We start from the raw sequence: 19,353 nt of genomic DNA on the forward strand, positions 1-19,353 counted from the left end.
CAAGGCAGCAGACCTCGGCCACGGCCCACAAGTGCGACGTACTCGCTATCACCCAGCCTTCACCGCTCATCGGATCAATGCGCTACTTGTTGCGTTTTATGTGCATCGCTCATAATATGCGTGCGTCACACATTTAAGGAGAGCGCCATGCCAATCCCCCACCGATCCGCCAGCGATGTCGCCGGTCTGCTGGCCGCCTTGCACGAGCATGGCGCCGTCGTCGCTACCGGCCTTCTGGATCGTTCATCGCTTGATGCCATGAACAGGGCACTTGACCCCAGACTGGCCGAGCAATCCACTCAGCGCGAGTTCATGAGTCTTGGCGTAGCTGGCTTTTATGGGAGACACACCCGCCATCTGACTGGCCTGACCGGCTGGTGCGAGCCATTTGTTGAACACGTTTTGTGTCACCCCACGTACATGGCTCTGTGTGATGGCGTTCTCCTCGCGAACGCAGCCACGTACCAGCTCAATCTGGCGCACTTGTTCGACCGCGGTAGCGGCGCGCGCAATCAACTTCTGCACCGCGACGACGACGTCTGGGTTCATTGCCCCAAGGCAGGCCACGACGTGGAAGTTGGCAGCGTGATCGCACTGGTTGACTTCACACGCGACAACGGCGCAACGCGCGTGGTGCCCGGAAGCCATTGTTGGGACCGCACCAGGGTGCCGATGGAGCACGAGGTCGAAGTTGCAGAGATGGCTGCTGGCGATGCCGTGATTTATCTCGGCTCCACCATTCATGGCGGCGGCGCCAACAAAACCGACCACTGGCGACGAGGGCTACATCTGAGCTATGTGGTGGGCTGGCTGCGTCCTGAAGAGAACCATTTCCTCACCACGCCCCCGAGCGTGGCTCGCCGTTACGACCGAAAAGCCCGTGCCATGCTGGGCTACGCAGTCCACAACGCCGAAGACCGCGGCGGTGGATACATAGGGTCAGTGGATCTACAAGACCCCCTCGAATTGATGGAGAAAGGCTTGCTATGAGCAAAAAAACTCACCCTGGGCCAGCACTGGAGAACCTGGTGGGCGCGTTATCACGAGCCGTTCAAGACGCGCTCTACGAAAACTCTTCCTTTCATCAAGACCTAGGCGACTCCGCGGTGGGCGCCATTGTCACTGCTCACTCATATCCGGGCCTGTCCATCGGCAGGTTGGCCGAAATCCTCCACCTGACTCATCCAGGCGCCGTTCGTCTTGTAGAGAAACTGGTGCAGCGCGGGCTGGTGGAGAAAAAAGATGGAAACGACGCCCGAACGGTAGCGCTTCATTTGACCGAGGAAGGCGAGCGCTTGCGCCTCACGATGAATGCTAGGCGACACCAACTCATCGGCCGACTGACATCGGCTCTCGATCCCGGTGAGCAAAAGACCATGGCAGAGCTGATTGCCAAGGTCCTGCAAAGCATGCCTCAGTCAAGAAAGGAGGCCTATGCCATCTGCCGTGAGTGCAGTCTCGAGTCTTGTGCCCCGCATGGCTGCCCCGTCGAAATTGGCTGCGAGCGAGCTATTAGGGCACGCCAGGAGGAACGCTGAGATGCTGACACTTATGCGCTGGATCGGCTCAGCCGCCCATGGATGGATAGATCGCATGCAAGAACGGCAGCGCCGATCACAGGGTCTTGATGCACTCAATCACACGCAGAGCTGGTTCGTCGCGGGGCCCGCTGACGTCGGGATCCTGCATATGCGAACCGACCGGTATCTCGCCCTCGTGGAGTACGCACAAGTGCACTACTACACCAAGCACGGTCTGATCTGGTCGCTGATGCGCTCCCGAACGAGCGTCATTAACACGCAGGTGCAATCCAAACACCTCTACCCAATTCGTTTATGGGATCGGGTTGAGGTGAGGACCACGGTCCGCCTTGGGGAACATCTTTACGCAACGTTTGTTCACGACTTATACGCGCGCGGTCGTTGGTGCGCGCGGGTTGAAGCCCAGGTTGTGTTCCGTCATGCGAGGGTCTCTCTTCCGGCAAAACAAGTGCTGTTGCAGACCGCTCAGTGACCATCAGAGACGCAGGCGCCGAATGTGCTTTGCTACATCTAGGCGACCACAGAAATCAAGTTAGACAAGAAAGCAGTCAGGGGGACAGCGCATGGTCCAAACATGTAAAGCGAGCCGTAACAAGCCGTGGCTCGTGGGCGCAATGATTAGCATCTTTGGGCTGGCAGCCTGCGGGGGTGATCCCGGGGTTGTCATATCTTCTTCAGGGGATTCTTCTGACAACCGGATATGGAGTGCAGCACGGCCAATTGATTTTTCCCAATCAGCGAACGCCACAGACCACGCCTTGGAAGTGGCCTCGACAGGGCATGCGATTGCGCTGTGGCGGGTTACCGGGGACGGCCTTTACGCTGCACTCCGATCTCCCGAAGGAGCGTGGCAAGCACCAGAGAGAATAGGGGGTTTCGACGATGCTGATGACGCCTCTAGACTGGACGCAGCGATCACTCCAAGCGGACAGGCTGTGGCTGTATGGGTCAACCGAGGAGTCAGCCCTGGTGTCCGATCCAGACGGTATGTCCCGGGCTTCGGATGGCAAGCGCCCGAGGTCATCGACGCTGCCAACGGCTTCCATGAGGATCCAGAGATCGAGGTCGATTCAACCGGCACTGCTGTAGCAGTTTGGCGGCTGCTACGACCGGATAACTCTCGGGCGATCGCCTACAGTGAGCAACAGCCAAGTCTCGGGTGGACCTCTGCTCGGGACCTAGCAAGTTACTCAACCGGCTCAGTGTCTCTCACGGCTTTCAGTATGCAAACTACAGGGCGCGGCGTCCTGACCTGGACGCACCAGCTACCTGACTCAAGTTATGCCGTTAGCGTCGCTTTTCGCACCGGGGATCGTGCCTGGACTTCGCCCGAGCAAGTGAGCCCACGCCCGGGAGAACCCGTTGCGGCCAGGCTCACCAGCGCAAAAGCGGTTTGGGTCGACAGCCAAACGCCCATGGTGGCCTGGCTGGCGGACGACGGTCCACGCACCCAGCTGCGATTCAGCCGTACAAGCCCAACAGGCTGGACACCGGCCGTCACACTAGCGTCAACGCCAGCACCTTCCACGGTGGCTTTTGACATCGAAGCAGATGGCAATGGAAATGCAATGCTCGCTTCGATTCATGGCGACGCATCACTGAGTTCATCGTGGCGTGCATACGGTCGCACTTTTTCCCAAGGGGGATTCTCAGACGCTGTAGCGCTTCCTTTGCCGACCAACGCCCCTGCGATATCGAGCGATGTGGCATTTGACCAAGCGGGTCGAGCAACAGTAGCAGTGACAGTTCTCGATCGGCAGATCGATCTCTGGACCGTTAGGTGGCAACGTTCTCGTGGCTGGTATAGCCCATCTCTGATGGAATCCGTCGATGCCGTAGTCCGTAAACCGCGACTTGGCACCAGATCACAGGGGGACGTACTTCTCAACTGGATCCAAGATGATGGGCAAGCGCCTTACGCCGAGCGCATCCAATCTTCGATTCTTAGGTGACTCGTGTACAGCGAACACACCGCGAAGACGTTGCTCGCCTTGCTGATCAGCATCCATCAGACAGTTGCCGCGTCCGAACGTGATCCCCCTTCATCGGTGAGACGACTCGCAGACGCTACGCTTAGCTGCGAAGACCTTGCCGGTGAAGCGGTGTCGCTGGAGAGCCAGATTGTCTCTATGGAGAAGGAGGCAGTCGAACTCAACAGGCAACTTGGCAAACTGCAGCGACGGTTGATGGAGGATACGCCTGGCTTAGGCGCCACGGGCTCGGCACTCTCCGGGTCGCTGCTGAGCATCATCCCTGGGGCGGACTTGTTCGCTGGGTTAACGGCAGCCGCCGCCATTGATGCTGAACGACGTCAAACGCTAGACGTTGCGCTGCAAATGCAAGAGGTCGCCGAGAGAATGGCAGACCTTGAAAATCAACTACAGAAGACACAGCGACGACACGACCACGTTGTGTCTCTTTTTCTGGGTAAATCCTGTAGGCCTCTCTGATTCATGCAAACATCTGCTGCAAAAAGGCACCCAGGACATCTTCACATGTTCTGCGGAAAGATTGCCTCTGGAAAATCGACCCTGGCCGGATCTTTGGCTCAACATCCCTGCGGCCTACTGGTATCCGAAGACAAGTGGCTCAGCACGCTGTACCCCTCGGAGCTACAGAGCCTAGACGACTACATTAAGGCGGTACGCCAGTGGCGCGCGGCGATTGGAGACCTGCTCATGAAACTACTTCAGGACGGGTATCACGTCGTGCTGGATATGGCAGCCAATACTCGACTCAGTCGCGCTTGGGGACTTGATTTAGCGCGCGCAGCGAGCGCACAGCACACCCTGCACTGGCTCGATGCACATGACTCACTTTGCCTTCAGCGCTTGCACATTCGAAACAATGTAGGAAGCCATGAATACCAAGTTACAGACGAGCAATTTCGGGCCTTCACCGCGCGATTCGAGCCACCGTCGTCCGAAGAGGGTTTGAACATCACTGTATACAAAATTCCGTAGCAGACATCGCATAGGCGATCGTCTAACAGTTAGGGAGTGCTCAATGTGGATTAGAACCCCCGCGGGGTTCTGACCCACTCGCCCATTTCGAGCGCTGGGAACTGCCTAGTACAGAACGGTCAGAAGATTGGTGACTGCGACAGCGTGAACGTGGGCACTGGGGGTCCGCTGAACGTGACTAGGAGCGGCAGCTACTCGGGCAACTTCGACAGGGTTACGGTCCAGCCTGGAGTGCGCGCCGCCATTGCTGGCAATACCGGTGATGTGCTTGTACGGTCTGGGGCGACTCTGAACCTGACTGGCAATAGCGGGGCAGTTCGCGTTGAGGGGGTGGCCGAGCTGACCGGGAACACCGGGCCGGTGTTTGTGGCAGGCGGTGGAGCCGTGACTGTGCGCGGCATTTCCGAGAGCGTGACGGGGCCTGGAAGGGTCGTCATAGTGCCCGGGGCCATCGTGAACGGGGTTCAGGTCAAGGCTCCCGGCGTGTCTCGCTGATGGTGCCCTTCGGACGACTGTTGCAGACAATTTCGCGACCAGGCGCACGCGCGGGATGCAGCCATTTCACCGGAGGGCTGCGCGCTATGGGTCAATTGATTCGTTATGTTCTTCCGCGTTGGATGCGGCTAACGCGGCTAGGCGCTGCACACGTCCAACATAGTCTGCAGACCGCCTTTCGTTGCAGTTGAGGACTCGTGCAGGTGGGGTGTTTTTCCTAGGGACGGTAGGGGGCCAGTGGCACCGATGGGACGATGGGGTACTCTCAGATCGGATTTCAAGGGCAGGTGATGAAAGTCCACACTAAGCCGCAAGTTCAGGGACCCCCCCAAGGTAAGTGCAATATCTGCTGCAGCGTTGAGAAGCTCACCGCCGACCATGTCCCGCCAAAAGGCACATTGAAGGTCAGGCAGGTCGACCTGTTTCGGATTGTCGACGTCCTGTCGTTGGATCGGCCGGTAAGTTGGAAGAGGGCTCGCCACATGCAAAGTGGGACCTTCTATCGGTCGATCTGTGGTCGCTGCAACAACTCGCTACTTGGATCGAAGTACGACCCGATCCTTGTCGAGTTTGCGAACTCGATCACTGAGATCGTCACCTCTAGCTTGCACCTGCCTTCGTACATCCGGGTGTCGACTGAGCCAGGTCTTCTCGCTAGGGCAGTACTAGGCCACCTTCTAGCGATAGGTATCGAGCGTAGCGAACGTACGGCTCTTCTTGACTCCGTACGCGCTTTTGTGCTCGATGATTCGCTACCGATGCCAGATGGGATTGAGATCCACTACTGGCTGTACCCCTACCAGCGCCAAGTATCTATTCGTACGGCTGTGATGATGACTGACATGTTTGCCAACCAAGTCCAGTTTGGATGCTTGAAGTTCTTCCCCGTTGGGTTCCTTGTCACTTGGGACAACCCACGTCACGAATTGATTTCTGCACCGAGGCTTTCCCCTTACATACTGAGCAGCGGTAGGCATCGAGTCGACTTGATGTTGCCTCTTACCTCGATACCTCATCAGTTCTGGCCAGAGGCGCCAGATAGCTCTGGGGCGGTCCTTTTCGGTGATGATGCCTACGCTGCTTACAGCACCGATTCGAGACGTTCATAGTCGACTGCTTCTTCCAATTTCTGTCTCCGCCTAATGAATGCCCTCGTGGATGCCGCTGTTGGCTCGATCCACGGTCAGCATGTTCACTAGGTAGCCGGCGAAATTGACCAACAGGCTCACGGCGTGCACTTTGAGGCAACGCGCAGTGCGCTTTGACACTGCTGCCCTAACGCCTCGGGCATTACGCACAGGGACATCGCACCTCAACACTCCCATGGATAGCTCGCGCGAAAGGCGACTCGTACGGGGTCGGGGAACGCCATTTCTCAAAGCGCCGCAAGGGCATCCTTGTGAGGCTTTACTCCGCCAGAGGTGCCGTAGTCGGCCACAGGCCAATCGCTGGGACTGCTGAAGTACAAGAACGTGAGCTCAGACGTATGTGCTCCGACCTGGCACTGCTGAACCATGCGGTCTTGTTGCCGATACCGGAACCTCAGTATTCATCCGATTCAACAAACATCTTCTTGCCTACGGGTGAGGTAGCCGCTAGTCTTGAGTTCTGGACATAATGTCCACTTCGGGGGTTGCTCTCCGACCGCCCAGCGCACAGCTCGGCCTGCACCGCAACCGTTAACTTTCCTTGGAGAAAGCCATGGTTGATGAAGATGCAGGTTCTACGAATGCCATTTCCCGCCCCAGTCTGAAGGGGCTTCCTGCTTTCCGGCATCCCTTACTGAGGATCGCTGCGAATCTAGGATCTGCGCCCAAGACCTACAGAGAGTTCCACCAACTTGTCAGGCTTGCGCTAGTCGAACGACCTGGCAGTGCACGACATGTGCAGCTATCGGTCGAAGTTCTCGAAAAGCTAGGAAAGCTGGAGCTCGATAGCCACGTCGCAGCACAGTTCACTCAAGAGTGGCTTTCGGCAAGCGCGCGCGACAGCCGCAGCCCACGGCTGATCGAAGCGCTCTTCTTGAGCGAACTCAAGATCAGAGACCTCGAGCTAGATGCCAAGGCTTGGCGGCCATCCGTTGGCTCCACCGGTGTTCGAAGCCTCCCGTTTCTGAGGACGCAGTTTCCAGACGCTGCCGGTATTGGTCGCAGGGCCAAGCTGCCAGAAGAGCCAGCCGAGCTCTTGCTGAAGTGCGTAGAGCTTGCGCAAGAGGCTGATCTTCAGGGTTCAGTTGCTAGGTGGAAGGCTGAGGACTGTAAGGCTTCGATTCGAGCTATCGCCACCTTGGCATGCAATGAAGTTGGAAGCTTCAAGCTGCGGGCAGAGCTCGACCGCGCAGACTTCTTCCGAAGCATTGGCGTTGCCTTGTGGAACAGCTTGGCAAAACGCCTCCGAGTGGTCGACGCCAGTGAGGAAGCCAAGGCATACCAGGACGGCAGCCTGCTACGAGCAATCGCGCTTCACCTGCAAGGCGTTGAGTACCTATCGAGAGAGGGAGTAACGGGGGAATCTGGCGAAGATCTCTCCCTCACTTCCACGTCGAGCGAAAGCCCGCTTCAACTTCGCGTCATCAAAGGTGAGATCGCCGAACCCACTCACCGAGAAGACAAGGAGGTCGTTCGGCAGTACGAGTTTCTCTGTCGCCCAGTACCAGTTGCAAGGATGCCCACGGCAGAACACCTGCGTGACTTGCTTGGCCAATTGGCCGGCGAGTTTCCATGGGCTAGCTCGGTCGTTGATGAGTTGTCTGCAATGCTCCAGACAAGAAGTCTCTTTGGTGTTCAGGCGCTTCATCTCAGCCCAGTTCTGCTGGTTGGGGCGCCGGGATGCGGAAAGACTCGACTGGTGCGACGGCTGTCAGAGCTGCTTGCTCTACCGTTCATGCCTATCGCCCTCGGTGGCCTTAACGACAGCAAGCCATTTGTTGGCACCTCAAGAGGCTGGGCTGCGGGTGAACCGTCCCCGCTGCTGAACACCATGCTCCGGCACCGAAGCGCCAGTGCCTTGGTTCTCCTTGACGAACTTGACAAGTGCACCAACCAGTCATTCAACAGTCCGGCCGTGCCGTCTGTCCTGTTAGGCCTGCTGGAGCCCGAGTCTGCCCAGAGATGGCGCGACAACTTCTTGCAGACCGAATGTGATCTCAGCCGATTGATCTTTTGGGGGACGGCCAACAACCTGGGGGCAGTATCCAGACCCCTCCTCTCGCGGTTCACTGTGATTCACATGCCGTCGCCCCGGGACTCGGACAAGCATGTTCTCGTCAAAGGGATCTTGGCGGATATTGAGAAGGAGTGGGCGCTTCCGGCAGGCGTGCTTCCCGAGCCTCCTTGGCATGTTTACTCAGGAGTTCCGCTGAACGCCAGAGAACTGCGCCGGTTGATCCTACACTTCCTCAAGGAGTGGAGCGCAGCCCATCTGGCTTCAGAAAAGCTTCACTAGCAATTTCTTGTTGGTCGAAGAGGGCCTGACTTAGCCTCGCCCTTTTCCCTCGCGCTTTCCCCCGTCCTCTGGCTCGTGGTCACGTTAGGGCCTTCAAGGCCCAATCTGTGGATCCGTCTCCTGAGGCATCGGCCGGACTAAACCGATCAGGCTCCTGCGGAGCTTCGCTTTTGCTTGGCTAAGTCGTGATCGACGACCTTTCTCAGCCATCCTGGCAAGAAACCATACCTACCGTTGAAGTTCGTACGGCTGAATCCGTACTCTTTTGCAGCGGCCTGCAGACCATTCGGGAAGTCTTTGAGCCAATCAAGAGCGCTTGTAATGGCTGCGCGCCGGTCTTCGATCGGCATCAATTCGACCATGTGCTCCTTTTGACCCCGGTCATCTTTGTTTAGCCGAATCACCAACTGACACAACTCATGAAGTCCCTTCAGAAGAGCTTCATCGCTTGTGGCAGTGTCGACTGCCGCACCTAAACGGGATCGCAGTGTCAGTAATGTGCTCTCTGCGAACCCAGCGGCGTTCGGTCTTGGTAGGGTAGCAAGACGAAGGTCGAATCCGCATGCCCAACAGTGGGCATGAGAAGTGTGACTTGCGTGCAGGGTACTAGCTACTCCATAGCCCGTGGGCCAGATGGCTCTCCTGCAGTTTGGGCAAGCGTCAAGAAGCCACTGACCATGTCGTGGACAGGCGATCACATAGCCAAGGCGCCATTGAAGACGCATGTAGGGGACCTCGTCATTGTCCAGGCAGGCGGGGCACACGCCCGACCCCCACCTACCCGTCTTCTGGGTTCGACATGGGATCACCCAGATCGGATGGCGCGCCCGACCTGCAGGCACGAGGGTGGCGCCTCGTAAAGTCAGGCCCTGAATCCTGTCTCGACTGGTCATGGACAGGTTTTCAAGCCACGCTGCTTCAGCCTCACTGACCTGGAGGTCTGGGTCTGTACGCCTCGTTCGTTCATCCTTGACGGGATACAGGCGATATCCATTCGCCCACCCCAAGCGTTGCCGCCATGAGGATAAAGACTCGCCGGGAAGCGGTGGGGGCCTCACCAGAAAGCGCGTGGTCCCGAGCATGCTTCAGCGCCTAAGAGACTTCCAACCATGCCGCGAGGTCTGCCGCGGATACGAAAACGTCGCCGAGAAAGATGGCGTTACTCTGCACGACTTGAGCCTCTAACCGGCCGGAGAGAAGGTCTTCTAGCAACTGCGGGAGCTTCGCCGGAGCTCGCTTTCGGCATAGAGCGATAGCGACAGCAAACTCCAGCAATTCGCCCGCTACTTTTCTTCTGCGCACTGCCACGTGAGTCAACCTCCTGATCAGGCTGGCCAAGTCGCTGGTGTGAACCCGAAACACGTACTCAGCGCGACCTAGCCGAAAGACACGGAAGGCGCCGACTCTTCCCAAAGCTCGGATGGTGAGGGTATCTGTTTGCGCGAACTCAGAGGCCTCCTTAATGGTCATCGTGCTGCTCAACAAGGCGAGTAGTCCTTGGAACTCGCCTCGCGGGACGAGAACAGCGTTGGGAAACTGAGGAAGTCGCTTGTTGGTCATTGCTCCCTTGAGCAATCCCGAAGAGACCAGATAGTCAATCGCAGTTGGATGAAGCCTGGTCGCTCGCATGATGAAGCGCTTAGAGACATGCTCTTGACTAGCGCTGGTGGGCAATCGGCTTCTCCCCAGCGTGCGTGCCTGTACGCGGTCGCGGCGGATCTGTTTCCAGACAAGCGCGACCTCCGAGTCTTCAAGTACCCCGGCATCTTCGGAGCGAACGCCCGCTGATTGGAGCGCCACAAGGCGCTGGAACAGAGAGGTTTTCCCATCCCCAAAGACTCGCTCAAGGGCGGGCATGTCCTCACTCGACAGGTACTTGTACCGAGGCACTCTTCCGGGCCCAGTTTTGGATGGCGCCAACCTGCATAGCCGATGGAGAGCTCCGGCACAGGCGTTGTCCTTGGGGTGAAGCGTGTCAAACACCGCGCGATGCTCGTGGAGGAGCTCACTGCAGCCCATGAGCTCATACATCTCATGCATCCATGGCGGAGCCCGCCGACTTGGCCAAGAGCCTAGCGCGCGCCCGCACTTGCAGCTTGCCAGGCTCGGACGGCCGTATTTCAAGGGCCTTACACAGCTGGGACACCTGTCATTCAGGATGACGTTGTGTATGCTGCACAGAAGGACCGAAGGGCTATCCCAAGCAGCGCGCATATACGGCGTTTGGTCTGTGCGAAGGCACTCTGGACAGACCCTACTGCGCATCTTGAAGTAGCCGCGATACCCTGCTTGAAGCTCACCCCCGAACTCTTCAGTGGAACTGAAAAGGCGCTCAAGAATGGAGGCAGGCGGTGCCCTGAAGAGGCGATCAGGCGTTAGGTCAAGCATCGTCGCCAGGATGGTGACACCGCCGATGGCGTTCTCGTTGGCCAGACGGAGGAGATATCCAAACCATGACTCTGCATCGCAGGCAATGGGGCGGTAACGTAGCTTAGGCCCACTCATGAAATGGCTCGTCAGGCTTGTCCAAACCGCGCAGGTCCTTCCTGTCAACCAAAAACGGGTTGGCCTTTGTGTACGCGCCACCAAACACCCAGTTGAATGCTCGCGCAAGGTGGGGTTTGTCAATCGACTCCACCCCGTCGGCCATTGCTTCTGTGACCGCCCGGTCCAGCAGGTCCAACAAGAACTGGAAGATCCCGTTCGATGCCCTTGCGAGGCGAAGCAGCATCTCCGAGGAGGTCAGATCGGAGCGGTCAGCGACCGGCAACCACTTCTCGAGCTCGTGCACTAGCTTCTTGAACTGCTGCATCTGTTGCTCCCCTGTCATATCAAAGTAGGGGAGCTGGTGCCTAAACGGAATCCGCTTACGCAGCTGAATGTTGTCCTGCAGGATCTGTATCGAATCCGGGGTACCTAATAGAACAATCGTCACGCTCAACAGGTCTAGCAGATCCCGTAGAGCCACGGCGGTCTCCCTGGCCCCATTTCTAGAACGCCCTCGCAACAGATCCTGGACGTCGTCAATGATGATGACCCTCAGCCTGGTGGGGCGTGAGATTTTCGAGATCTGATAGATGAGCTCGGAGTAGTTTCGGCTGCGTGGTGTGGCAGCGCCCATGGCAGCAAGGACTTGAAGCGCCAGTTGCTTGCGCGTTGACACTTCGGGGCACTTCACGACGATCACCGGAATGTGGTCAGCGTCGGGCGTTGGTTCTGATGGCATCGCGGACACGAGGTCTCGCATGTATGAAGCAAGTCTTGTTTTTCCCGAGCCGGTTTCCCCATACACAAAGAGTCCCGTAGAAGCGCCAGTCCGTCCGGTAAGCTCGATTCGGTCGGACATTGCGTCAAGTGCTTCGCGGATTTTTGGGTGAGGAATGAACATTTCCCGCCGCCAAACGTCTCGCTCTTCTCGACTTGCGCCTCGCCACCTTGCTTTGTCCGGAGGTGCAGGGTTACCGATGATCATCGGACCTCCCATTCGAGGTCGCTTATGTCGATGCTGTCGAGCTGCGCGAGCTGGTACTCAGCATCCGTCATCAGGATCTTTGGTTCAGCAGGTTCTTGAGTGACGTATGCAGCTGCTCTTGTGGGTGGTAGGACCGACATCGGCTGAACATCGACGCGGTGTGCCTTTTGGCGGACTCGAAGCTTGGTGTCCCTCTTCATGGACTCCACGATTTCGGCCAGCTGGTTGCGCGCCCCCACGCAGTCTTCGATGCTTGGGTTTCTCAGGCCCCGCTCGCGCGCGAGCTTGAGGATCTGCTGCTGCTGCTTCACGCTGAGGAAGGACGTGTAGCGCTCATCCTCAAGGCAAGGTACGAAGAACATAGCCTTCGTTCCGGGATCCTCCACGGCGATGCGGCCAAGATCATCCGGGTCGAGAAATACCTTCACCAGCGCGTTTCTGCCGATTCGCCGACGCAGCCTCTCAAGTTGGTCGCTGTTGTAACGTAGCTGCAGGATAAGGAGTCCGCCGCTTTCTCGGAGTCGGGCCTCTTTCGGGATCATGCGCAGGATCTGAAGGTCAGCGTGGGTGATGTTCATCACCGGCGGCGCTGGGTTGGGTGACTGTGCTCGGCGCTGTAGCGGTGTGAGTCCGTCGCTGCCCGGCTCGTTGAGGTAGACCCGCACGATCCAATGCGCGATATGCCGCCTGAACTGTGACGCCGTAAGAATGGCTTGGTGCATGCCGTTCTTGACGGAGTCGTTTCGCACCTCGCCACTCGACCACCCCGGCAGCCTCGGCAGGCATTTCGTCTTGAGGATGTGGTTAAAGTGCTCGACGCAGGTTTTTTCAGTGGGCGTGTATGGTTTGGCCCAGCTCATGGGCATGTTCAGCTTCACCTGCAGCGCTAACAGCTGATCGGCATGGTTCTGCGGCGGGTTGTCCATTACGTAGTTAGCAGCCCTGCCATAGCCAATCCATCCACTGGCAACTTCTGCATACTCTGGCCGCCTTGGGTCCTTCGGTAGCAGGCCATCCAATATGCAGTCCACTGCTGACTGTGCCGAACGCGGGTCGGGCCCTACGATGAGGCCATGTGGGACGAGATCGTAGGTGTCGATTCCCACCGTCAATATCGCCCTACCAATCGGCAAGCCTGTTCGGTCATCGATCAAAAAGACCCCTGTGTCGGTGTCATCGATCTGCACCTCCAGGTAGGGGCGATCTGTGCGTTTCTTGGGGTAGGCGTTTCGGTACCTGCGGTTTGCTTCACGTGTCCCGAGTAGCTTTTTGTCGCGCTCGTACTTGGACACGGATGCTTCAAGCCGCCTCCTCACGGTGCTCAGAGAAGGCGCCTTTATCTCCTGACCGCGGCGCATTCCCTCGGCACGCACTGCGGCGTACACGTCCTGGTAAACCTCAGTTGCCGCCTTGACGTACGGCAGGTCCTTCGCCAAGGCGATTGCTTGATGGAGGATTGCTTCAGCTGCGTCGTCAGTGCGTGGCTTTCCCACGCCTCCGCGCCGGTCGAATCGTGGAAGCAAAATGGTTGCATCGCCACCTGATCGGTCAAGTGACTTCTGCGCGCGTTGGAGCGTCCGCAAGGTGTATGGGACAGCATCGGCAAGCCCGCCCTGCCGCAGTTGTGCATAGGTGGCGCGAGCTCTTGCGCTTTTTGGATCTGGCAGCACACCCGCACGCTCCAGGGCATCCAGCCACCGAAGCTTGTCGGTCATGTGCCTGGACTGTGCAGCCGATACACCCCGCGCCTTTAACTGATCTGCAGCTTCAGGATCCTGTACGGCCAGAAAGGCGCGAGGTTCTTCTATGGATACATTGCCCTGCGCGAGAGCGGAATACAGTTCAGCTAGGGGGATTTCCTTGCGCTCAAACGTCACGATGTGTTCGAGGACCACGTTCGTGCTGGTCAAGTGCCAAATCCGGAAGACGTCCCCACCAGCCCGCAGAACCTGCCCGAGGCTGAAAGTAACTGCCGTAATCGCTTGGGGCAGCAGCCGGACTGAAGTACGTGGTTTCATTAAGTGTCTCCGCGATGGGCCCCTGAACGTAGTTTTGTGCCCAGGCAAACATGAGCTCATCCCATGTGGCTCCTAAGCTGTTCAGCAGTTCGGCCAGTCGCATCCTGCTGCTGCGCACCTGGGAGGAGAGCCGCTCCAAAACGGAGTCTCGTGCTGGCATCCGGGAGCAGCGCTCCATATCCAGCAGGTTGTTCCGCGCGCTTTGGCCTAATGCCGCATAAGCGTGTTGGGCATGCTTGTCGGACCACAAGACCGCGCTTAAGCCAAGCGCGATGAGTTCTCGCTCCCGGTCGCGAAAACTTGTTAGGTACTCCGCGGTTAGGTATTTCGCGGACTTGACTTCTACGACGACCAGCTCACCCGTATACAGCTCCACCAGCAGGTCGGGGTAGCCGTGACTTCCGCCGTAGTCTTCCAAGCTGAAGGGTTGAAACTTGTAGCGCTGGACTAGGCCAAGGCGAAAAAAGTGGTTGAGCAGCAGCGCTGCTGTCAGCTCGTTGCCGCCCTCACACATATGGTCGGCACCACGAGGATCCTGTATTACGCTGCGCTGGGTATGCCTCGATCGGCCTGCAACTCGGCGTGCGGGTGGCCCATCAAAGATAGCATCCCGCCACCCCTTGTCATCGGCTAAATGGGATCTCTCACGTCTGCGGTGCATCGCAACTCCTCTTCACGGGTAATGGTCCCGTGCACGTTCAACAAAAAAGGAGTTGCCCTGCACCAGTTAGTGCATTTAAACTGGCATTGCGAACCGCCAGTGGGTAACTCCTACTGAGGCAAATCTGGGGTTGCAGCCCGTAGATTTGTGGTCAATAAAGCGCCTCCCCCGCGGGAGGCGCTTTTCTTTCCGCCCACGCGCCATGCGTGGGCTGTGGTGCCAGCGGCCTAAAGCGCGCGCTGGTGCATCAGGGCTTTAGACCCAACTCTTTTGCAATGCGCAGGCTATCGCCGCGTAGGCATTTGCGCGCTCCCGAAATGACTGCGTACACAAGCTTTGGCTCGTACCCCCGGCGTCTGGCCCAAGCTGTCACCGGAATCCCATACCTCGCCCTAAACGCCTGTGTACTTAGCGCGCCTGCACCGCGAGAGCTTTGCTTGAGGCTGTGCATGGGGGTGGGAAGAAGTGAGCTGCAACGATGACTGCACTGCAAATATACAGCAGCTATAACAAGAAGGTCAAACATCTACTTTCTGTTATTTGCGAAGATATCCTGGCACAAAATTAGTTTGGCTCGTGCCTCAGCACGCATGAAGCGGCCCGGCCCTAGAAGGGTGTCGGGTGGCAGGGGATGGCTTCCGGACAAGCAAGACCATGCGCCCGCCTGGCCGCAAATGCGAAATGAAGGACAGCTCTGTCCTGCATCACTTGCCCCCCCACAGGCGCTACGATGAACCGAACAAATGGGAGGAAGACACGGATGCGAATCACCGACAACGGAGAAGGCGGCTCAGTCGCGCTGTACTGGGACTTTGAAAATCTCCACGCTGGTCTCATGGAGGCCAAGTACGGCGAAGGTGCCTATGCCAAGCAAGACAACCGCTTCAAGGTTCAGGAGCCGTTGATCGATGTCCAAGCATTGGTCGAGCTTGGCGCGTCGTTCGGTCCGGTCGCCATCAACCGCGCATATGGCAACTGGCAATACTTGGGCCGCTACCGCGATGCGCTACTGCAGAGCTCGGTAGAGCTGATCCAACTATTTCCGCCCGGGGCTTCCGCGAAGAACGGCGCCGATATCAAGCTGTGCCTTGATGCCACAGAAGATCTCAGCCGCTTCTCTCACATCAAGACGGTCATCGTCGTGGGCGGGGACAGCGACTACATGCCTGTCGCACAGAAGATCAAGGCCGCTGGACGCACCTTGATTGGCATCGGCAACCGCAAGAACACCAACAAGCACTGGGCCAAGAGCTGCCACGAGTTTCGCTTCTATGACACCCTTGTAGCGCCCGAGGTCGTGCCAGACAAGATGACGACGGACCTGCAGGAGGCAGTGCCGCCCCAGCCAACAGATCCTGCCGCAGAGTTGCTTCGCCGTGCCATTCACTTGCTCTCTGAGTTGAAAGGGGAGCCGTGGGTGAACAAGGCCAACGTGCTGCATATGATCAAGCGCTTGGACTCCACCTTCGACCCGAAGGACCACGGCTACGCCGGATTTGGCGAAATGCTCAAGGCGCTGGACGCAGTTGTGGAGGTGCGCAAGGGCGAGGACGATCACCAGCTTCGTTTGCGGCGTTAGCAAGCGTGCGAGCACATCCTTGGCGCCGCTGGCAGCCTACGAACGACCTCTACTAGGTCCGATCAGATGGACTTCAAGGTGGTGAGCAACGGCGTGTTCTTGCTGCCGCCGCACTCGTTGGCCGAGGCCAGAATTTGCATATCCTGAGCATGGACGTACGATGCGCAAATGCAAAACCTCGCACAGACCCTCAAGCAAGAGATTGCCCGCATCGTACGCAAGGAGTTGCGCCAAGACGTCGCGGCGCTTAGGAAGGCAGCTTCCGGCTACAGGTCAGATATTGCTGCTCTCAAGCGTACGGTCAAGGATTTGCAGGTGCAGTTGCGCGCCACTCAAAGAGCCTCCGCTCGAAACGCGCCTCCTCAATCCCAGGAGGGTGCGGTACCGCGTGCAGGCCGAAAGGCATCCTTCGATGCTGAACGCCTAAAGGCGAAACGACTTGCCCTGGGCCTGAGCCAGGCACAGATGGCAGCCCTGCTCGGCATCTCCACCCTCAGTCAATGGAAGTGGGAGTCTGGCCAAGTAACGCCTCGCGCCTCTAAGCTTGTGCGTTACTTCGAGGTCATGGCGATGGGTAAGCGAGAAGTTGCCCAGGTGCTTGAGGCTTCATAGCTGACCTAAGGTCGCGGTGCAGTTGAACACATGCGATGAGCGTCTGGCTAGCTGACAGACCTCGATGCATATTCCCTCTAGGCTTGCGATCCCAAAGCAAAGACGGCTGGAGTTCCATAGAGCACCCTGCAGGCCTTCCTGGCTGTCTGCAGTCATGCGAGTTGACCGACGGCTGTACGCAAGGCCTGATGGAAACATCGCTGGACGTCGTGGGGACACAGGCTACCGACGACTGGCCACAAGGTTTTCTACCAGCGTGTCGACACTCTTAGCGAGGAACTAGTCTCGCGGAATCTCTGCACATAAATGTGGTACAGATCGCGTCCGTCCGTCCAGCGCCGAGAACAAGTCGCCCCTGAAAAAGGGTAGTTACGGTCTGATCAATCTATCGCTTCCCTCCCTCGAACCCTTGATGGTTATGGACTCGGTCCGTCCCCGGGCTGAGAACCAACCAGCCAGGCCAGCAAAGCTCGCGGAGTAGTCGCAACGGTGGAAACCTGATCACGCTTCGATGACTGGAATGCGCGAGACACCGTGAGTAGATCGGCGACCGTGATTCAGCGCCTGATGGCCGCTGGTGTGGTGCGGGTGGATGCCCAGGGAGACCGGAGGCCACCCGGTCGGTCCAGCTGGCACGAGCGGCCTACCTCGATGCCGGCGTGTCGTCGTGCACCTGGTCCAGTCGACCGCTCAAGGGCACCTTGGCGGTGGACCATGCCATTCCGTTCGCCCTCTGGGGCAACAACGACCTGTGGAACCTGGTGCCGGCAGACCCCAAGGTCAATCTGTCCAAGTCGGACAAACTGCCGGCTTCCGAGCTGCTGGAAGAGAGCAAGCCCCGGATCGTCGCGTCCTGGGATGTTCTGCGGGACCGGTTGCCCGAAGCGTTCGGCCGTCAGGCACAAGCCCTGGCTGGAGAGCCGTTGCCCAATACGGGCGCTTGGGCCGACAAGCTGTTTGCCCGGTTCCGCGAGGCGGTCGAGTTCACGGCGCTGCAGCGGGGTGTGGAGCGGTGGTCTGTGAACGGCTCCAGGTAGAGCATTTTTTAGAAGCGGGCAGGTGACCTGCAGAACACCTGCGGCTCTCATCGCGGGGCAGATTAGGTCTGCTGTAGGCTGAATGCAGCCTCTCAGCAGTTATCGGAAGAACGACTGCTGTGAACTGGAGAGTGACGGGATGTGTTGAAGCGATCTGAGTGCCTCACGCGGTGGCAGACCCTGGCTTGAACTGCCCACCGCTGGCTGGCGCCCTTCAGTTGCAAGGGGCAGCTTTTCAACCCTCGACTTGAGGAAATAGCACGTTGTTTTCCAGGTGGATGTGGCTGATCAGGTCATCGGTCAGCTGCGCGGTGCTGGCGTACAGCGCACGCCAAGTGTTGCAGGCCCCCGGCGGTGGTGTGTGGTCGGTGGTCAGGGCGGCCAGCCGGTCCAGCAGGGCGCCGTGGCCGGTGTGTTCGTCGCGCATCGCGGCGATGGGGCTGCCCAGGACGGCACTGCCGGCCTCAATGGCGGGGAACAGCACCTGTTCTTCCTTTTCCATGTGTTCCAGCAGCTCGACTTCCATGTTTTCGAGCAGGGCCGCCAGACCCACCGGCACGGCCGGGTGGTCGCGGTGCACCGCCTCCACACGCCGGGCCATGCGGATCATTTCGGGCAACTGCTCGCGGTGCACCGCGTGGTAACGCGTGAGGATGTGGTCGATCAGCGCCGCGGGGTCTTGCGTGTCGGGCGCCTGGTCGTCCCGCTGCAGGCGGGCCAGTTCGGCCAGCACAGCGTCGGTGTCCAGTCCCTTGCTGGCGCAGGCCTGTGCCAGCGGCACCTGGCCGCCGCAGCAAAAGTCCAGCTTGAGGCGGCGGAAGATGGCGGTGGCACCTGGCAGGTCAACGGCGATCTGGCCGATGGCCTGCTGGGCCTGGGGACGCTCAAGGGTGGTGGTGTTCATGTGCAGCTCCTGAATGTGCATTTGGGATGCATGTATTTAGCCATAAAATGCATTCGGAGTGCATATTTCCATGGAACGAGTCCGGGCATCCGGACGAACGACCCCCACCACCCCCTTGGACCCCAACCGGAGCCTGCCGTGCGACTGACCCAGTGGACCGACTACAGCCTGCGCGTGCTCATGTACTGCGCCGCCACCCAGGGCCGCGAGGCCCTGCCCACCGTAGCCGAAATCGCGCAGGCGCACGGCATCTCGCACAGCCACCTGACCAAGATCGTCATGACCCTGGCCGCCCAGAGCTGGCTGGAAACCTTGCGCGGGCGCGGGGGCGGCCTGCGCCTGCTGGTCCCGGCCGGGCAGGTCAGCGTGGGCGACGTGGTGCGCCAGACCGAGGCCGATTTCCAGCTCGTGGAGTGTTTTGACGCCACAGGCAACACCTGTCGCATGGGCGGGCGCTGCCACCTGCAGTCGGTGCTGGGCCAGGCCATGGACGCGTACCTGGCCGTGCTGGACGGCGTGACCCTGGCCGACCTGGTGGCGCCGGCGACCAGCGCGCGCGTGCGCTGGGTGCCCGGCCTGCCCGACCCGGCCCTGTTGTCTGCACGGCCGCTGGCCGGGTAACCTCGC

The 19,353-nt window shown here is 58.9% G+C and carries 17 protein-coding genes and 2 pseudogenes; 10 read left to right on the plus strand and 9 right to left on the minus strand.

Annotated features, from left to right (window positions below; translation table 11 throughout):
* Positions 1 to 147 precede the first annotated feature (147 nt).
* The 6 genes from AC2D80_RS12840 (at position 148) to AC2D80_RS12865 (ending at position 8,443) form a co-directional block, all read left to right on the plus strand.
* Entirely contained in the window at positions 148 to 990 is an 843-nt protein-coding gene (locus AC2D80_RS12840) for a phytanoyl-CoA dioxygenase family protein (protein WP_484633420.1), read from the plus strand.
* Positions 987 to 1,538 carry a MarR family winged helix-turn-helix transcriptional regulator gene (locus tag AC2D80_RS12845; RefSeq protein WP_484633421.1) on the plus strand — a complete coding sequence of 184 codons (552 nt, stop codon included), beginning with the start codon at positions 987 to 989 and terminating at the stop codon, positions 1,536 to 1,538. Before AC2D80_RS12840 ends, AC2D80_RS12845 begins: the two co-directional genes overlap by 4 nt.
* A gap of 55 nt (positions 1,539 to 1,593) precedes the next feature.
* Entirely contained in the window at positions 1,594 to 2,013 is a 420-nt protein-coding gene (locus AC2D80_RS12850; RefSeq protein WP_484633422.1) for a thioesterase family protein, read from the plus strand.
* 1,483 nt (positions 2,014 to 3,496) lie between these two features.
* The gene (locus AC2D80_RS12855; RefSeq protein WP_484633423.1) at positions 3,497 to 3,991 is read left to right on the plus strand and encodes a hypothetical protein; all 495 of its coding nucleotides are present in this window, start codon (positions 3,497 to 3,499) and stop codon (positions 3,989 to 3,991) included.
* A 45-nt stretch (positions 3,992 to 4,036) separates the two neighbouring features.
* Positions 4,037 to 4,504 (plus strand): P-loop nucleotide/nucleoside kinase family protein, encoded by a 468-nt coding sequence (locus tag AC2D80_RS12860; RefSeq protein ID WP_484633424.1) that lies wholly within the window; start codon positions 4,037 to 4,039, stop codon positions 4,502 to 4,504.
* A gap of 2,196 nt (positions 4,505 to 6,700) precedes the next feature.
* Positions 6,701 to 8,443: an AAA family ATPase gene (locus AC2D80_RS12865; RefSeq protein ID WP_484633425.1), complete on the plus strand. Its 1,743-nt coding sequence runs from the start codon at positions 6,701 to 6,703 to the stop codon at positions 8,441 to 8,443.
* 146 nt (positions 8,444 to 8,589) lie between these two features.
* Here AC2D80_RS12865 and AC2D80_RS12870 read toward each other — a convergent pair whose 3' ends face one another.
* The 8 genes and pseudogenes from AC2D80_RS12870 to AC2D80_RS12905 form a co-directional block, all read right to left on the minus strand.
* Positions 8,590 to 8,805: a hypothetical protein gene (locus tag AC2D80_RS12870; protein WP_484633592.1), complete on the minus strand. Its 216-nt coding sequence runs from the start codon at positions 8,803 to 8,805 to the stop codon at positions 8,590 to 8,592.
* Between the two features lie 321 nt (positions 8,806 to 9,126).
* Positions 9,127 to 9,525: pseudogene (locus tag AC2D80_RS12875) on the minus strand (TniQ family protein); the annotation flags it as partial.
* 10 nt (positions 9,526 to 9,535) lie between these two features.
* Positions 9,536 to 10,300, minus strand: a complete 765-nt coding sequence (locus AC2D80_RS12880) for a hypothetical protein (RefSeq protein ID WP_484633593.1) — start codon at positions 10,298 to 10,300, stop codon at positions 9,536 to 9,538.
* Between the two features lie 312 nt (positions 10,301 to 10,612).
* Positions 10,613 to 10,948 (minus strand): annotated as a pseudogene (locus AC2D80_RS12885) (TniQ family protein); the annotation flags it as partial.
* Positions 10,935 to 11,831 (minus strand): TniB family NTP-binding protein, encoded by an 897-nt coding sequence (locus AC2D80_RS12890; RefSeq protein ID WP_484633426.1) that lies wholly within the window; start codon positions 11,829 to 11,831, stop codon positions 10,935 to 10,937. The gene AC2D80_RS12890 and the pseudogene AC2D80_RS12885, both read right to left, overlap by 14 nt.
* Positions 11,832 to 11,911: 80 nt before the next feature.
* Positions 11,912 to 13,825, minus strand: coding sequence for a hypothetical protein (locus AC2D80_RS12895; RefSeq protein WP_484633427.1), 1,914 nt, complete (start codon positions 13,823 to 13,825; stop codon positions 11,912 to 11,914).
* Positions 13,782 to 14,594: a hypothetical protein gene (locus AC2D80_RS12900; protein ID WP_484633428.1), complete on the minus strand. Its 813-nt coding sequence runs from the start codon at positions 14,592 to 14,594 to the stop codon at positions 13,782 to 13,784. The genes AC2D80_RS12895 and AC2D80_RS12900 overlap by 44 nt, the downstream gene beginning before the upstream one ends.
* 247 nt (positions 14,595 to 14,841) lie before the next feature.
* Positions 14,842 to 15,120, minus strand: coding sequence for a helix-turn-helix domain-containing protein (locus tag AC2D80_RS12905; RefSeq protein ID WP_484633429.1), 279 nt, complete (start codon positions 15,118 to 15,120; stop codon positions 14,842 to 14,844).
* A gap of 234 nt (positions 15,121 to 15,354) precedes the next feature.
* On the opposite strand from AC2D80_RS12905, the gene AC2D80_RS12910 reads away from it, so the two are divergent.
* The 3 genes from AC2D80_RS12910 (at position 15,355) to AC2D80_RS12920 (ending at position 17,822) form a co-directional block, all read left to right on the plus strand.
* Positions 15,355 to 16,173 (plus strand): NYN domain-containing protein, encoded by an 819-nt coding sequence (locus tag AC2D80_RS12910; protein ID WP_484633430.1) that lies wholly within the window; start codon positions 15,355 to 15,357, stop codon positions 16,171 to 16,173.
* Positions 16,174 to 16,341: 168 nt separating this feature from the next.
* A complete protein-coding gene (locus AC2D80_RS12915) occupies positions 16,342 to 16,785 on the plus strand; it encodes a helix-turn-helix domain-containing protein (protein WP_484633431.1) in 444 nt (147 codons plus the stop codon).
* 707 nt (positions 16,786 to 17,492) lie between these two features.
* Positions 17,493 to 17,822, plus strand: a complete 330-nt coding sequence (locus AC2D80_RS12920; protein ID WP_484633585.1) for an HNH endonuclease signature motif containing protein — start codon at positions 17,493 to 17,495, stop codon at positions 17,820 to 17,822.
* A 235-nt stretch (positions 17,823 to 18,057) separates the two neighbouring features.
* On the opposite strand, the gene ytfE is transcribed toward AC2D80_RS12920, so the two are convergent.
* Complete coding sequence (gene ytfE, locus AC2D80_RS12925; protein WP_484633432.1) at positions 18,058 to 18,726, minus strand: iron-sulfur cluster repair protein YtfE; 669 nt, start codon at positions 18,724 to 18,726, stop codon at positions 18,058 to 18,060.
* A 138-nt stretch (positions 18,727 to 18,864) separates the two neighbouring features.
* On the opposite strand from ytfE, the gene AC2D80_RS12930 reads away from it, so the two are divergent.
* Positions 18,865 to 19,347: an Rrf2 family transcriptional regulator gene (locus AC2D80_RS12930; RefSeq protein WP_484633433.1), complete on the plus strand. Its 483-nt coding sequence runs from the start codon at positions 18,865 to 18,867 to the stop codon at positions 19,345 to 19,347.
* Positions 19,348 to 19,353 lie beyond the last annotated feature (6 nt).

Source organism: Hydrogenophaga sp. T66, assembly GCF_057219855.1.

Bases quoted from the DNA above. Each gene is read 5' to 3' on its own strand.
- AC2D80_RS12900 (WP_484633428.1), bottom strand. From the start codon at position 14,594: ATGCACCGCAGACGTGAGAGATCCCATTTAGCCGATGACAAGGGGTGG.
- AC2D80_RS12865 (WP_484633425.1), top strand. From the start codon at position 6,701: ATGGTTGATGAAGATGCAGGTTCTACGAATGCCATTTCCCGCCCCAGT.
- AC2D80_RS12915 (WP_484633431.1), top strand. From the start codon at position 16,342: ATGCAAAACCTCGCACAGACCCTCAAGCAAGAGATTGCCCGCATCGTA.
- AC2D80_RS12890 (WP_484633426.1), bottom strand. From the start codon at position 11,831: ATGTTCATTCCTCACCCAAAAATCCGCGAAGCACTTGACGCAATGTCC.
- AC2D80_RS12860 (WP_484633424.1), top strand. From the start codon at position 4,037: ATGTTCTGCGGAAAGATTGCCTCTGGAAAATCGACCCTGGCCGGATCT.
- AC2D80_RS12880 (WP_484633593.1), bottom strand. From the start codon at position 10,300: ATGCCCGCCCTTGAGCGAGTCTTTGGGGATGGGAAAACCTCTCTGTTC.
- AC2D80_RS12910 (WP_484633430.1), top strand. From the start codon at position 15,355: ATGCGAATCACCGACAACGGAGAAGGCGGCTCAGTCGCGCTGTACTGG.
- AC2D80_RS12905 (WP_484633429.1), bottom strand. From the start codon at position 15,120: ATGTTTGACCTTCTTGTTATAGCTGCTGTATATTTGCAGTGCAGTCAT.
- ytfE (WP_484633432.1), bottom strand. From the start codon at position 18,726: ATGAACACCACCACCCTTGAGCGTCCCCAGGCCCAGCAGGCCATCGGC.
- AC2D80_RS12845 (WP_484633421.1), top strand. From the start codon at position 987: ATGAGCAAAAAAACTCACCCTGGGCCAGCACTGGAGAACCTGGTGGGC.
- AC2D80_RS12870 (WP_484633592.1), bottom strand. From the start codon at position 8,805: ATGGTCGAATTGATGCCGATCGAAGACCGGCGCGCAGCCATTACAAGC.
- AC2D80_RS12850 (WP_484633422.1), top strand. From the start codon at position 1,594: ATGCAAGAACGGCAGCGCCGATCACAGGGTCTTGATGCACTCAATCAC.
- AC2D80_RS12840 (WP_484633420.1), top strand. From the start codon at position 148: ATGCCAATCCCCCACCGATCCGCCAGCGATGTCGCCGGTCTGCTGGCC.